At 68.8% G+C, this 13,339-nt stretch carries 11 protein-coding genes and 4 pseudogenes; 6 read left to right on the top strand and 9 right to left on the bottom strand.

Translation table 11 applies throughout. The features are described 5' to 3' along the window. Window positions 1–18: 18 nt before the first annotated feature. The 4 genes and pseudogenes from SY89_RS09215 to xacF form a co-directional block, all read right to left on the bottom strand. Window positions 19–885 (bottom strand): MBL fold metallo-hydrolase, encoded by an 867-nt coding sequence (locus SY89_RS09215; RefSeq protein ID WP_054583998.1) that lies wholly within the window; start codon window positions 883–885, stop codon window positions 19–21. Window positions 886–960: 75 nt separating this feature from the next. Beyond that, window positions 961–1,535 (bottom strand): annotated as a pseudogene (locus SY89_RS09210) (LURP-one-related/scramblase family protein). A 79-nt stretch (window positions 1,536–1,614) separates the two neighbouring features. Further along, window positions 1,615–2,692 (bottom strand): annotated as a pseudogene (gene gfo6 / locus SY89_RS09205) (D-xylose 1-dehydrogenase Gfo6). 96 nt (window positions 2,693–2,788) lie between these two features. Then, window positions 2,789–4,225, bottom strand: a complete 1,437-nt coding sequence (xacF, locus tag SY89_RS09200; protein WP_054583997.1) for a 2,5-dioxovalerate dehydrogenase — start codon at window positions 4,223–4,225, stop codon at window positions 2,789–2,791. Between the two features lie 90 nt (window positions 4,226–4,315). Between xacF and SY89_RS09195 the strand changes: the two are divergent. Continuing rightward, window positions 4,316–5,178, top strand: a pseudogene (locus tag SY89_RS09195) (fumarylacetoacetate hydrolase family protein). A 246-nt stretch (window positions 5,179–5,424) separates the two neighbouring features. After that, the gene (locus tag SY89_RS09190) at window positions 5,425–6,825 is read left to right on the top strand and encodes a LamG domain-containing protein (protein WP_054583996.1); all 1,401 of its coding nucleotides are present in this window, start codon (window positions 5,425–5,427) and stop codon (window positions 6,823–6,825) included. Window positions 6,826–6,837: 12 nt separating this feature from the next. Here SY89_RS09190 and SY89_RS18480 read toward each other — a convergent pair whose 3' ends face one another. Together SY89_RS18480 and SY89_RS18475 are read right to left on the bottom strand one after the other, a co-directional pair. Then, window positions 6,838–7,083: a hypothetical protein gene (locus SY89_RS18480; RefSeq protein WP_239685577.1), complete on the bottom strand. Its 246-nt coding sequence runs from the start codon at window positions 7,081–7,083 to the stop codon at window positions 6,838–6,840. Between the two features lie 68 nt (window positions 7,084–7,151). Further along, complete coding sequence (locus tag SY89_RS18475; protein WP_239685576.1) at window positions 7,152–7,667, bottom strand: hypothetical protein; 516 nt, start codon at window positions 7,665–7,667, stop codon at window positions 7,152–7,154. Between the two features lie 80 nt (window positions 7,668–7,747). Here SY89_RS18475 and SY89_RS09180 point away from each other — a divergent pair, with 80 nt between their 5' ends. Together SY89_RS09180 and moaC are read left to right on the top strand one after the other, a co-directional pair. Then, window positions 7,748–9,199: a bifunctional ADP-dependent NAD(P)H-hydrate dehydratase/NAD(P)H-hydrate epimerase gene (locus SY89_RS09180; protein ID WP_054583995.1), complete on the top strand. Its 1,452-nt coding sequence runs from the start codon at window positions 7,748–7,750 to the stop codon at window positions 9,197–9,199. Then, a complete protein-coding gene (gene moaC, locus SY89_RS09175; RefSeq protein ID WP_054583994.1) occupies window positions 9,192–9,749 on the top strand; it encodes a cyclic pyranopterin monophosphate synthase MoaC in 558 nt (185 codons plus the stop codon). The genes SY89_RS09180 and moaC overlap by 8 nt, the downstream gene beginning before the upstream one ends. A gap of 42 nt (window positions 9,750–9,791) precedes the next feature. On the opposite strand, the pseudogene SY89_RS09170 reads toward moaC, so the two are convergent. Then, window positions 9,792–11,044 (bottom strand): annotated as a pseudogene (locus SY89_RS09170) (MgtC/SapB family protein). Window positions 11,045–11,163: 119 nt separating this feature from the next. Beyond that, complete coding sequence (hflX, locus tag SY89_RS09165) at window positions 11,164–12,417, bottom strand: GTPase HflX (protein WP_239685656.1); 1,254 nt, start codon at window positions 12,415–12,417, stop codon at window positions 11,164–11,166. On the opposite strand from hflX, the gene SY89_RS18465 reads away from it, so the two are divergent. Next, window positions 12,337–12,519 carry a hypothetical protein gene (locus tag SY89_RS18465; RefSeq protein WP_239685573.1) on the top strand — a complete coding sequence of 61 codons (183 nt, stop codon included), beginning with the start codon at window positions 12,337–12,339 and terminating at the stop codon, window positions 12,517–12,519. The genes hflX and SY89_RS18465 overlap by 81 nt on opposite strands. A gap of 39 nt (window positions 12,520–12,558) precedes the next feature. Here the strand turns inward: SY89_RS18465 and SY89_RS09160 are convergent, their stop codons facing one another. Continuing rightward, window positions 12,559–12,906 carry a thioredoxin family protein gene (locus SY89_RS09160; RefSeq protein WP_054583992.1) on the bottom strand — a complete coding sequence of 116 codons (348 nt, stop codon included), beginning with the start codon at window positions 12,904–12,906 and terminating at the stop codon, window positions 12,559–12,561. Window positions 12,907–13,020: 114 nt separating this feature from the next. On the opposite strand from SY89_RS09160, the gene SY89_RS09155 reads away from it, so the two are divergent. Beyond that, entirely contained in the window at window positions 13,021–13,332 is a 312-nt protein-coding gene (locus tag SY89_RS09155; RefSeq protein WP_054583991.1) for an ASCH domain-containing protein, read from the top strand. Window positions 13,333–13,339: the final 7 nt, after the last annotated feature.

The following is a 13,339-nucleotide window of genomic DNA, read 5'->3' as shown; positions in this document are numbered from 1 at the left end:
TTCTGTCGCCCGTACCACCTACTGACCGTTGAGGGCGCCCATACGCCGCAACCCGGGCTCGTCGAGTCGGAACGAGCAGCCGACGTGTGGCACCTCGAGCACCCGCGGGTAGCGGAAGGAGGCGGCGTGTTCGTGGAGCACTTTCGGGTCGGCGCCGACGCCCTGCCACATGTCGTGGTGGGAGGGGAGCAGCCGATCGAGTTCGAGCTGGTTCGCCGCCTCGACGATCTGGTTCTCGTCCATGTACCAGCGCGTCCGCTCGCCCCGGCCGCGTTCCGGCTTGTAGATCTCCCCGACGGAGCCGAAGGCGAGCGCCCCCACGTCGATGGCGAAGCGCTCGCCCAGGTGCTCGAAGGCGTCGGCCGGCCGACTGTCGCCGGCGTGGAAGAACGTCCCCGCTTCGTGTTCGATCACGTAGCTCACCGGTTCGATCGCGTCCGGGTCGTTCGCTCCGCGGACGTAAACGGTGAAGTCGCCGACCTCGAACGCCTCACCCTCCGCGATCACGGTGCGCTGATCCGGGGGCGCCCGCATTGCGCCCTCGTAGTCCGGCGACTCGTAGGACGCCGCGGGCGCGTAGAGGTCGGCGTCGAGATCCGTCACCAGCGGGCCGTAGGAGGGTGGATGCATGTGGTCGATATGTTCGTGGGTGACGAGCACGGCGTCGCAGTCGGTCGCGTCAGCCGGATCGATCGGGACGGGGATCATCCGGACGATGTTCGGCGGGTCGCCGTCCCCGAAGTAGGGGTCGACGTACAGCGTCGTCGACGCCGACCGCAGCACGAACCCGTTACAGCCGAGGTACCAGCCGATGACGCCGTCACCCGGGTCGGCCGCCTCTATCTCCTCGCGGACGAACCAGTCGCCCCACGTCGAGTGAACCATGGCCGACAGGTTCGGTCGGGGTGGCAAAGCGTTGGCGCCGGCCGCAGGCGACGGCTGACGGTGTCGGCGGGCCCGTCAGTGGTCCTGAATCGCGTCGATCACCATCGCGGCGGCGACGACCGGTTCGGTCGGGACGTCGCTGGCGTCGTCGATGGTCACGTCGTAGCGATCGCGCAGCGAGAACTGCCCCTCGATACTGCCGACGTGCTTCCCGTCGGCGTCGGTGATCTCGTACTTGTGGGGATCAGTTCGCCGAAGGGCAGCGTGTTGCGCGCCATCGTCGTGAGCGCGCCACGGGAGTTGATCTCCGCGAGTTTGGCCTCGGTGTCGGCGTCGCGGATCTTCCAGGTGTCCTGCAGCAGCGAGTAGTCGTTGTCGAGGATCACCACGTCCGCGCCGGTCTCGGCGTCGGTCAGAGTGTAGTCGCCTGCCACATCGAGCATGCTGCCGGCGTTGACCTCGAACACCTCGGTCCCGTCGGCGTCGACGAAGGGGAACTGCTCTTTCAGCTTCAGCATCTTCTGTTTCCCGCGCAGTACCACGTCCCCGTCGGCGTCGAGCGCGCGGAACTTGTTCCGGATCAGCCCCTGCTCGACCGTGTAGCGATCGCCGGAGAGGTCGATGCCCTCGATCGCGTAGTCGTCGGTCATGGGCGGAGATGCTGCCCTATCACACTTAAGGCGTTGGGCCGATCCGGGGGACGCGGCGGTCGCTGGACAGTATGACCGGCTACAGCTCCACCGTCTCGCCCGTTTCGCTGGCCTCGTACACCGCCTTGATGGTCCGGATGTCGGTCAGCCCGTGCTCGCCGTCCGGGTGGGGGTCCTCGCCGCTCAGCAGGCAGTGTGAGAAGTACTCGAACTCCTCCTCCATCTGGTCGATCTGCTCGAAGGAAACGTCGACGCTGGTCCCCCGCGCTCGATCGTGAGCGCGCGATCGTCCCACGGGTAGAACGCCGGCTCGACTCGGACCCGACCCTCGGTGCCCAACACCTCGATGTGGCTCGCCATGTGGGCGTTCTGGCTGGCGGTACAGACCGCGAACACGTGGCCAGGGAAGTCGAGCTGGAACGCGGCGTGTTCGTCGGGCACGTCGTCGAACTCCGGAGCCACCGAGGCCACGCTCCCCCGAACACGCTCCGGGTCGGCGTCGAGCAGGAACCGGGCGGTGTTCAGCGGGTAGAGGCCGATGTCCATCACCGCACAGCCGCCCGAGAGCTCGCCGTCCAGCCGCCACTGATCCGGGTCGGGAACCAGTTCGAGGATCGGCTCGGTCATGTTCCCGTTGACGAAGATCGGCTCGCCGAGCAGCCCCTCGTCGATGAACTCCTTCGCTCGCCGGATGGCTGGTTCGGTCTGCATCCGGTAGGCGATCATCAGCGGAACGTCGTGCGCGTCGACGGCCTCGACCATGCCCTCGGCGCGCTCGATAGTCGCCTCCATCGGCTTCTCACAGAGGATCGCCTTCCCCAGCTCGGCGGCGGTCTCGACGTACGGGAGATGCAAGGCGTTGGGGTGACGACGTAGACGGCGTCGTAGGCGTCGCTCGCGGCACCCTCGTGGAACTCGTCGTAGGTGATCGCGTGCTCGACGGTCTCCGAGTCGGCGGCGACGCGCTCGGCCTTCTCGCGGTCGCCGCTGACGAGCACCGTCGTCTCGCACAACGCCGCGCTCTCGACGGCGGGCATCGCCTGCTCGCGGGTCCACCAGCCCACGCCGACCATCGCGAAGCGAACCGGGTCGTCGGTCGCCTCGATCTCCTGCCAGTCCCGCCGGTCGAACTCGTCGGCGAGCGTCTCGATATCCATAGCCGCGTCGTCGTGGCGACAGAGCAAAGGCGTTGTGACAGTCGGAAGACGGGACAGCAAGAAAAACGCGACGGGGGCGTCGACGCCGACCCGGCTTCAGTAGCTGTCGTACACCGTCTTCGAGATGGTGTAGAAGTCGATCCCGGCCTCACCCTGCTCGCGGTAGGTCTCGCTGGAGGAGGCCTTCATGCCGCCGAAGGGAATGTGGAGCTCCACGCCGGTGGTCTGCTGATTGACTTTCACGACGCCGGCGTCGATATCCTCGACGAAGCTGTTGGCCTCGTGGTGGTCGTTCGTGACGATCCCCGCCGAGAGGCCGTAGTCGACGCCGTTTGCCACCTCGAGGGCCTCCTCGTAGCCGCTCACCTGTATCACCGAGAGCACCGGCCCGAAGATCTCCTCCTGGGCGAGTCGGCTGTCGGGGTCGACGTCCGAGAACACTGTCGGCTCGACGAAATGGCCCTCCCGCTCGAGCGCCTCGCCGCCGGTTTCGAGGGTCGCACCCTCCGTCCGGCCGATCTCGACGTAGTCGAGGGTGCCCTCCAGTTCGTCCTCGGTGACCTGCGGGCCCATGTCGCCGCCAGCCAACCCGTCGCCGGGCTCGATCCCGTCGGCCTGTTCGACGATGGCGTCGACGAACTCGTCGTACACGTCCTCGTAGACGATGGCGCGGGAGGTGGCGGTACAGGCCTGCCCCGTCACGCCGAAGGCGCCCCACGAGGCGATGCGGGCGGCCGTCCCCACGTCGGCGGCGTCGGAGACGATCGTCGGGTTCTTGCCGCCCATCTCCAACTGGACGCGCTTGCCGTCCGCGGTCGCGGTGTCGTACACCGCGTTGCCGACGCCGGTGCTGCCGGTGAAGGAGACGGCGTCGACGGCGTCGTGACTCGCGATGGTGTCGCCCACCTCGCTCCCCGGGCCGGTGACGACGTTCAGCGCCCCGTCGGGCAGCCCTGCTTCGTCGAGCGCCTCGGCGATGGCGTGGGTACAGCCCGGCGCGAGCGTCGCGGGCTTGATGACCGCGGTGGTGCCCGCCGCCAGCGCGGGCGCGATCTTCCACGCCGGGATGGCGACGGGGTAGTTCCAGGGCGTGATGAGGGCGGCGACGCCGACCGGCTCCTGCTTGGTCCGGAGCACCGTGTCGGCGCCGCTGGCGCCTTTCACCTTCCCGCCGATGTCGCGCGCTTTCGAGCCGTAGTAGTCGAAGATGTCGATCGCGCGCTGGACTTCGCCGCCGGCTTCGCGCTCGGTCTTCCCTTCCTCGCGGACCAGCAGTTCGGCCAGTTCGCCCTTGCGGTCGGCCAGAATGCTGCTCGCTCGCGAGAGGATCCGGCCGCGCTTCGGGCCGGGCGTCGAGCCCCACTCCTCGGTCGCGGCTGCCGCGGCCTCGACGGCCCGCTCGGCGTCCGCGGCCGCCGACTCGGGGTAGGTTCCGACCACCTCGTCGGGGCTCGCGGGGTCGTACGTGTCGAACGTGTCGCCGCTCTCGGCGTCGGTCCACTCGCCGTCGATGAGGTTGGAGCGCTTCGTCATACACTCACGTTGTGGCGGTCCGGGCATAATGCTTTACCTCGGGTGCCAGGTGACAGGAGATTTATGCCCACCACGGACCGCAGGTCTCGCATGCGCTACTACCGCACCGAACGCAACGGCGACGCGCACCTGCTCGTCGTCGCCCGCGACCGCGCCCACGACCTCACCGCGGTCAAGCCCCGACTGCGGTCGTTCCGCGATCTCGCCGCGGCCGCCGACGTGGCCGGCGCTCGCGTCGATTCGCTGGCCGCCGACCTGCTCGACGACGCCCCCGTCGTCGAGTTCTCCATCGTCGACCTCGAACGCCCGGTTCGGGCCGAAGAAGTGTGGGCCGCGGGCGTGACCTACGAGATCAGCGAGCAGGCTCGCGAGGCGGAGAGCGGGATGGCGGACGTGTACCTCGACGTGTACGACGCCGAGCGGCCGGAGATCTTCTTCAAGGCCACCCCGAGCCGGACCGTCGGACCACGGGAAGCCGTCGGCGTCAGGGGGACTCGGACTGGAACGTCCCCGAACCCGAACTCGGGCTGGTGCTGTACGACGGCGAGATCGTCGGCTACACGGTCGGCAACGACGTGAGCAGCCGCGCTATCGAGGGCGAGAACCCGCTGTACCTCCCGCAGGCGAAGGTGTACGACCGCTGCTGTGCGCTCGGTCCCTGCGTCGTCGGTGCCGGCGGGGTCGACGACCCCCACGATCTCGGGATGTCGATGCGGATCGAGCGCGACGGCGAGACGGTGTTCGACGACGCGACCTCGACCGCCGAGATGGCCCGCACCTGCGAGGAGCTCGTCGGATACTGGCGGGCGCACAACGCGGTGCCGGAGATGGGCGTACTGCTCACTGGCACCTCGCTCGTCCCCGACGAGGCGTTCACACTCCAGCCAGGGGACACCGTGCGGATCGACATCGAAGGCATCGGCGAGCTGGTGAACCCGGTCGTGGAAGTCTGACCAGTACCCAGCGGTCGGAACGTGGAAAACTCGTCGTCGACGCGGGCTGCAGCACAGCCGCGGCGACGGTGGTCCGTCGGGTTGCACGTCGCCGGTCCCCACCTCCCTACGGCGACGTACCGAGGTCAGTGACTCAACCTCGTTACCCCATCGTGTGGCGAAGTTCGTCACCGCGTGAACGGCCGGCGCTGTCAACGGGTTTATCGGTCTTCGCGACGCGGGTTCGTTCGCTCGGTTTCGCTCCACATGACGATACTCCACATCGCACAGCGTCGGTCGACGATCCTCGACTACCTCCGGGACGGCCCACTCGCCAAGCGGGACCTGTTGGATCGGGTTGCTGCATCGCGCTCGACCATCGACCGCGCGATCGAGGAACTGATCGACAACGAGATGGTCCGCCAGGTCAGCGGCGGCTACGAAACCACGCTCGTGGGCGTGCTCGCCCTCCAGTGCTCCCGCGAGTTCGAGCGCGACGCCGACGCCATCGCGACGGCGGCGCCGGCGCTGACGCCGCTGTGGAAGGAGAGCGATGTGGCCGTCGAGTTCCTCCGCGGCGCGGACGTATCGCTGGTCGCCGCGGCCGACGGCATGCGGCTGCTCGCGGCACTGGGCTCGGCGCTTCGGACCGCCGACGAGGTCCAGGCGGTGGCTTCACAGATCGCCCGTCCGGAGCAGCTCGAGACGCTCTACGAGCGGGCAAACGACGGCGGCGACACCGACTTGGTCGTCTCGCCGTCGCTGTTCGAGACGCTGTCGTCGACGTTTCCCGGGTGGCTCCGGGCGGTCGCGCTGGGCGAGAACGGGAGGGTCTCGGTCGGCAGCGTTCCGGAGTACGCGCTCGCCATCTGTCGGGCCGGCGACGAACGGGAGGCGTTCCTGCTCACCTACGACGACGGCCGACTCCACGCTGTCCTCCGAAACGACGGCGCGGCGGCCGCGTGGGCCACGGAGCGCTTCAGGGCGATTCGGCGCGACGCGACGGACCATCAGGAGCAGGTTCGCGAACTCGACGCCGACGCCCGGTTCGGCGGCATCGGCGACGCCACGCCGCCGTTCGGCGAGACCTCGGCGGTCGCCGCCGACTCCGGCGAGCCCGACGGGCCGGCGGAGGCGCTACTCGCGAGCGGTTACGCGATCGACGGTGGGAAGCTCCGGACGCCCGCTTACGGTACCGAGGACGCCTGCACGGTCGCGTTCTGGATGCGGCCGACTGATCTCGGCGGCGGGTGGCAGATCCTGCTGAAGTGGGACTACCTCGCCGTCGCGCTCCGCCGGGGCAAACTTCACGGCACCGTGTACGACCCCGATAACGCCGAGCAGCGTGCCTTCACCGCCGTCCCGCTCAGTAGCCTGGTGGAGGGCCGGTGGCAGCACGTCGCGTACACGTACGACGAGTCGGTCGCCCGGCTGTACCTCGACGGCGAACTCGTCGACGAGACCGAGGACGGCTACCCGCTGCACGTCGCCGAGATCGGCGCCGCGCTGGGGTATCACTACCGCGACAGGGACACCGGCGTCCACGACCCGACGTACGAGGGGCGGCTCTACGACGCCCGCCTGTACGGCGAGGCGCTCGCTGCCCCGGACATCGAGCGGCTCGTCTCGACGACGGACCCCACAGCGGTCGTGTGGGACGGCGCCTGACGCGGCGGCTCGTCACTCACGGAGGAACCGCTGAGCGTGCGTCGCGACGGCCGCGCGGAACGCCGACTCGTCGATCGGCTGCTCCCGGTCGAACAGCCGGCCGTGGTCCTCACGGTAGACGTCTTCCAGCACGCGCTCCCGCAGTTCGTCGACGGTCGGTTGCCGACCGCGATCTCGCAGCCGTGCCACGACTCGTTCGAAGCGCTGCGCCGTCGCAACCGCCTCGGCCAGCGATTCGGCGTCCGTCGCGTCGACCACACCGCTGGACTGTACAGAACTTTCAGAATGTTCGAGCAGTCCACGGTTCCCGCGCTTGTCGCGAACTTCTACCGCCGCCACTGGGCCGTCGTACCACGCTGACGCCGGACGGTCGTACGCAGTCGGGTCGAAGTCGCGGCCCTTGACCTCCTGTGCGATCGGGTTGTACGGGTCGAGACCGAGCCGGTCGTAGATGGCCTCGCTCGCCGATGGCGGGCGAAACGCGTCGGCGTCGCTCGACCACACGTCCGCCCCAGAAACGGCGGCAGGCGCTCCCAGTCGTAGTCGATCCGCTCCCGGTGGGTCGCCCGCCCCAGAAACGTCAGCGCCGTCACGTCGTCGACGGCACGCCGCAGCGCCCGGCGGTCGAGTCGCTCCCGGACGTGCCGAACTGCACGCCGGCAGGGGCGAGGGATGGCATCGTCGGCCCACGTCCCGTGGGCGCCGCCGAAGCGGATCGCGCCGGACTGCTGCAGTTGGAACCGGAGCGGCGTCCCTTCGACAACTTCCAGCAGCCAGAGATGCCCCTCGAACGTCGGCGCCGCATCGTCGTCGATGACCGGCAGCGGCGGGAACTGCTTCACACCTGGCCTCGGGCGGCCGGCCCGGTATGCGTTCCGGCGTTGCCCACACCCTTAATCCGGCCCACGCCGAAGCCGGATGTATGATCACGAGCAGGCGCATGGCCGCGGTCGACCGCAACGCCGCGGCGCTCGGCGTGCCGCTCCGGGCGTTGATGGAGTCCTCGGGCAACGCTGTCGCCCGACGGGTTCGCGAACTCACGAGCCGCGGCGACCGCGTGGCGCTGATCTGCGGACGCGGGAACAACGGCGGTGACGGCCTCGTGGCGGCCCGGTTCCTCGACGATCGGGACGTGACGGTCCAGCTCCTGGGGCGCCCGGAGAGCATCACCACCGAGATCGCCCGCGCGAACTGGGACGTGCTCGAGGCTGGAGCGACGGCGGCAGCGCTGGTGACGGACTCCCGCGGGTTTGCTCTCGACGATCCGGACCTGATCGTCGACGCGATGCTGGGAACGGGGATCACGGGCGACCTCCGTGAACCGGAAGCGACTGTCGCCCAGGCCATCACCGACGCCGAAGCGCCCGTACTCGCGGTCGACGTGCCCTCCGGGGTCGATCCCGACACCGGGGCGGCCGCCGCTGGCGCCGTCGAGGCGGAACACGTCGTCACGTTCCACGACCTGAAGCCCGGGCTCGCCGACCACTCGGACGTGACCGTCGCCGACATCGGGATCCCGGCCGACGCGGAAGGGGCAGTCGGGCCGGGTGATCTCGCGGTTCTGGGCGCCGGCGGCGACCGCAAAGGCGACAGCGGCCGGACGTTCGTGATCGGCGGCGGCCCCTACACCGGCGCGCCAGCGCTCGCCGCCGGGGCGTCGCTGTCGGCCGGCGCGGACCTCGCGTTCGTCGCCTGCCCGCAGTCGGTGTTCGACCCGATCGCGGGCTACTCCGAGGACTTGATCGTGCAGCCCTACGGCGGCGCCGGCGACGAGAGCGAAGCCGACCACCTCGCGCCCGAGCACGTCCCGGACCTGGTCGAGACGGCCGAGGCTCACGACGACATCGTGATTCTCGGGCCGGGACTGGGTCGCCATCCGGAGACCGAAGCGGCCGCCGAGCAGTTCCTCGCGGCGTTCTCGGGGACCGCGGTCGTCGACGCCGACGCGCTGGCGCTGGTGCCGGCGGTCGACACCGACGCGGAGTTGGTGCTCACGCCGAACCGCTCCGAGTTGGCGGCGCTCGGCGGCCCCGAAACCGACGACCTCGTCGCCCAGGCCGACGAGATCCGTGAGCTCGCCGCCGATCTCGGGCACACGATCCTCGCGAAAGGCGCCGTCGACGTGATCACCGACGGCGAGACCCACCGGCGCTGCGGCGCTGGGACGCCCGGGATGACCGTCGGTGGCACCGGCGACACGCTGGCGGGCGTCGTCGCCGCGCTGCTCGCCCGGGCGGAGCCGTTCGAAGCCGCCTGCGTGGGCAGCTACGTCAACGGTCGCGCCGCGGAACTGCTGGATCGCGGCGACGGCCTGCGCGCGACGGAACTCCAAGAGACCATCCCGCTGGCGCTCGAGGGAGGAACCGATGAGTGAGAACGCCGATCCCGACGACGCCGGTGGCGCCACCGGCGCCGGTTCCGACACCGAACTGACCCACACCACCGAGAGCGGCGACGTACAGATGGTCGACGTGGGCGAGAAACCAGACACGGGCCGTCGCGCGGTCGCGCGTGGCGAGATACACCTGACCGAGTCCACGATCGACGCCGTCCGCGCCGACGAGATCGGGAAGGGTGACGTGCTCGCGACCGGCCGCATCGGCGCGATCCAGGCCGTCAAGCACACCTGGGAGACGGTCCCGATGTGCCACCAGATCCCGATCACGAACGTCGACACCGAGTTCACGGTCGAAGCCGACCGGATCGAACTCGAAGTCGCCGTCGAAACGACCGGCAAGACCGGCTGCGAGATGGAGGCGATCCAGGGCGTGACGACCGGGCTCGGCGTCGTCTGGGACATGGTGAAGGCGGCGGAGAAGGAGGTCGTCGAGGAGCGCGACGCGGTCGAAGCCAGCGGCTACCCCGGGACGCAGATCTCGGGCGTCGAAGTGGTGAGCAAGGAGAAACGGGAGCCGTCGGGGTAGTCGTCGGGCCCCACTCGGACCGTATTGAAGCCTGCGGGGACGCTACACGGCGACGAGAACGAGTCCACTCGCGACGACCACACCGAGGACCAGGGAGACGAGCCGACCCAGCCGGTCGGTACCGAGAGCCCACGCCAACGCCGCCTTGAGAAACGTGTTCGCAGTTGCGGCGATGACGATCCCCGTGGTGGCGACACGTGTCGAGATCGTTCCGTCGGCAGCGAGTTTACTCAACGTGATCGTCATCGCGTCGACGTCCGCCAGCCCGGAGAGAAACGCCGTGGCGTAGATGCCCGACGTCCCGAACCACTCGTGTGCGGATTCGGAAACGAGGAGCACGACGGCGAAGATCGCGCCGAAGAGAAGCGCCGGCCGAAGTCGGAACGGGTTCCGCAGCTCGTCGGGTTCGACCGTCTCGTCGGTTCTCGTGTGCCAGTACAACGCTCCCGCGGCGACGACCCCAACGAACGTCATCACTCCCAACGGAACCGCGACACTCGAGAGCAGACGCGGGTTGACGACCGCAACCTCGACGAGCGCCCGTGGGAACATCACGATGGACGCGACCACGACCGCGAACGCACAGACGTGATACAGTCCCTCGTTCTGTGTCGCCTTCCCCGCCATCGAGACCGTCGTCGCCGTCGAGGAGACGAAGCCGCCGACGATCCCGGTAACCGCGATGCTCCGTGTCGGCCCGAGGAACCGTCCGAGCACGTACGCGACGAACCCCAGTCCGGTGACGAACACGACCATCAGCCAGATGAACCGCGGGTTCAGTCCGTAGAGGACGTCGAGTGACCGCCCCGGAAGCGCCGGGAGAACGACCAAGACCACGAGGACGAACTTCATCGACGCCAGGCGTTCGGTCTCGTCGAACTGGTCGGCGAACTCGTGGAGCTGCTCCTTGACCGAGAGGAGCACCGTGACGGCGCCGCCGCCGATTATCGCGGTGATCGCCCCCGAGTCGGAGTGCATCGCAGTAGCACCCAGTACCGCGGTGAGCAGCGCGGCCATCAGAGTTGTCAGCCCGAGGTCCCCTCCTGCCAGACCTTCCCGGCGTAGGCGACGGTGAGCGGGACGACGAGGAGGCCGAGCGCGATCGGCAGCAGCCTCGGGAAGAAGCCGCTGACGAGTCCGCCGTAAAGCGCGAACAGGGGGAACGTCCGACTCCCCGCGAACGTCCCTCCCGACTCGCTCTGCTCCCGTTCCAGCCCCACGAGTGCGCCGAGTGCGACGCCGACGAGGAGATGTACGAGGACCTCGGTGAGCGGGTCGGTGAGTGGGTCGACCATCGACTTGCGGTTCGAGCAGCCAGAACGTCAAACTACGGAATCGACGAGTGACTCGGATCCACCCTGCGGCTATCGGTGCCTCGTATCGTCCTCGGGAGAGAAACGGCGCGCCCGAGCGGTCAGGCCTCGCCGGCCTCGGCGGTCGGCGGCTCCAGTTCCGCGGCTTTCGAGCGCGCCTTCGACACCACGGCCGGCGGCGCCTCGAACTCCACGACGACCTGCTCGTCGCCGTAGGACTCCTCGTGGACGTTGCCGTTGTCGTGGATCCAGGAGACGACGCTCATCGCCTCGTCGCTGACCGGGAGGAGCAGGCGCTCCTGCTCCCAGTCCGGCAGTTCGCGCTCGACGCGCTCGCGGAGCGCGTCGACGTGCTCGCCGGTCTTGCCCGAGACGATCACGGGGTTCGGCGCCAGCGCCGAGAGCGCGCGCGTCCGGCGCTCGATCTCGGGGTCGGTCAGCTTGTCGGCCTTGTTGAACACCGTGACGATCGGCGCCTCGTTGCGGTCCGACAGCGTGTCGTGGGAGGTGACGAGCTTCTGGCGCATCTCCTCGACCGGCTCGGACGCGTCGACGACCAGCAACACGAGGTCGGCGTGGTAGACGGAGTCGAGCGTCGACTTGAACGACTCCACCAGCCAGTGGGGCAGGTCGGAGACGAACCCCACGGTGTCGGTCAGCAGCACCTCGCGCGTGCCGGTGTCGGCCTTGCGGGTGGTGGTACCGAGGGTGGTGAACAGCCGGTCTTCGGACTCCGCGGTCTCGTCGAGGTCCGGGTGTCGGTCCTCGTTCTCGTCGACATCCAACTCCGAGGCGAGTCGGCGCAGCAGCGTCGACTTGCCCGCGTTGGTGTAGCCCGCCAGCGCCACGAGGTCGAACCCCTGGTCGCGGCGCTGGGCCCGGCGCTTCTCCTCTTTCTCGGCGATCCGATCGAGCTCCTCCGAGATTCGGGAGATGCGGTTTTTGATGTCCTGCTCGCGCGACTCGTCGTACTCGCCCAGCCCCATGAAGCCGGGGCGCTCGTCGCGCTTGGCGAGGCTGGCTTTGGCTTCGGCCCGCGGTAGTTCGTAGCGCAGTTCCGCGAGTTCGACCTGGAGTTGGGCTTTGCGCGTCTGGGCGCGCTGGCCGAACACTTCGAGGATGAGCGTGAAGCGATCGAGCACGTCGACGCCCTCGGGGAGCTTCTGGCCCACGTTGTACGTCTGGAACGGGCCCATCTCGTTGTCGACGACGACAGTGTCGGCGTCGGTCGCCCGAACGAGGGCGGCCAGTTCGTCGACCTTCCCCTCGCCGAAGTGGTAGGCGGCGTCCTGTGTGCGCCGCTGGGTGAGTTCGCCGACGACCTCGTAGTCGGCGGCGCGGGTCAGCTCCGTGATCTCCTCGAGGTCGGCCTCGCCTTCGTCGACGCGCTTGGCGACGACGGCACGATCAGCAGGGATAGCTGGCTGTCACCCCGGTTTCGTCCATGGTTGACGTAAGTGATCCGCGTGCATGAATCCCGCGGTGGGTCCGACGACTCACCGCCGTTCTGCGGAGCTGTTCTCGGTCACGAACCCGACGATCGACTCGGTGCCCTCGAAGCCGCTGGCCATCCGGCCGGCGATCTCGCCGTCCTCGAACAGCAGTAGCGTGGGGACGCCCTGGATGTCGTACTCCTCGACGAGGCCCAGTTCGGTCTGGGGGTTCAGCATCCCCACCGTCGCGGTCGTCGCGCGGGCGACGTTCCCGACCATCGGCTCGATCGACTGACACACGGGACAGCCCTTGGTGTAGAAATCTACGAGCACGACGTCGTGGTCCGCCACGAGCGCGTCGAGGTCGTCGCCGGTTTCGAGTCGGTGCGGCTTCTCGGACGTTTCGGCCATACCGACGGTAGGGGCTGGAGCGGCTTACGTCCCCCGCCCGAGTGGGGGGCGTCGCGCGAGCGCGGCAGTCCGGTGTCCGGAGCTATTTACGCGTTGGGGGCCCAGTTCAGGTCGATGAGCGACGCTCACGCTGACACACTGCTGCCGAGCGAACGGATGCGTGAACAGGCACTCGACGGTGAGGTGACCCAGATCCACCGTGGCCAGCGCTACGCCGCGGAAGGGGATCGGTTCGACATCGACGGGGAGCAGTTCGAGGTCGTCGAGGTGGCCGAGCGCACGCTCGGCGATCTGACCGACGAGGACGCCCGCGCCGAGGGCGCACGCGACCTCGACCACTACAAGCAGATCCTCCGGATGTCCCACGACGAGTTCGAGTGGGACGACGACAGCGAGATCGTCCGGCACCGCTTCGAGCGAGTCTGACTCGTCG

Origin of the sequence: Halolamina pelagica (assembly GCF_001307315.1) — an archaeon.
Taxonomy (GTDB): Archaea; Halobacteriota; Halobacteria; order Halobacteriales; family Haloferacaceae; genus Halolamina; species Halolamina pelagica_B.
This window is presented reverse-complemented; position numbering and strand designations above follow the sequence as displayed.

Bases quoted from the DNA above. Each gene is read 5' to 3' on its own strand.
- SY89_RS09215 (WP_054583998.1), bottom strand. From the start codon at position 885: ATGGTTCACTCGACGTGGGGCGACTGGTTCGTCCGCGAGGAGATAGAG.
- SY89_RS09155 (WP_054583991.1), top strand. From the start codon at position 13,021: ATGAGCGACGCTCACGCTGACACACTGCTGCCGAGCGAACGGATGCGT.
- SY89_RS09190 (WP_054583996.1), top strand. From the start codon at position 5,425: ATGACGATACTCCACATCGCACAGCGTCGGTCGACGATCCTCGACTAC.
- SY89_RS09160 (WP_054583992.1), bottom strand. From the start codon at position 12,906: ATGGCCGAAACGTCCGAGAAGCCGCACCGACTCGAAACCGGCGACGAC.
- xacF (WP_054583997.1), bottom strand. From the start codon at position 4,225: ATGACGAAGCGCTCCAACCTCATCGACGGCGAGTGGACCGACGCCGAG.
- moaC (WP_054583994.1), top strand. From the start codon at position 9,192: ATGAGTGAGAACGCCGATCCCGACGACGCCGGTGGCGCCACCGGCGCC.
- SY89_RS09180 (WP_054583995.1), top strand. From the start codon at position 7,748: ATGATCACGAGCAGGCGCATGGCCGCGGTCGACCGCAACGCCGCGGCG.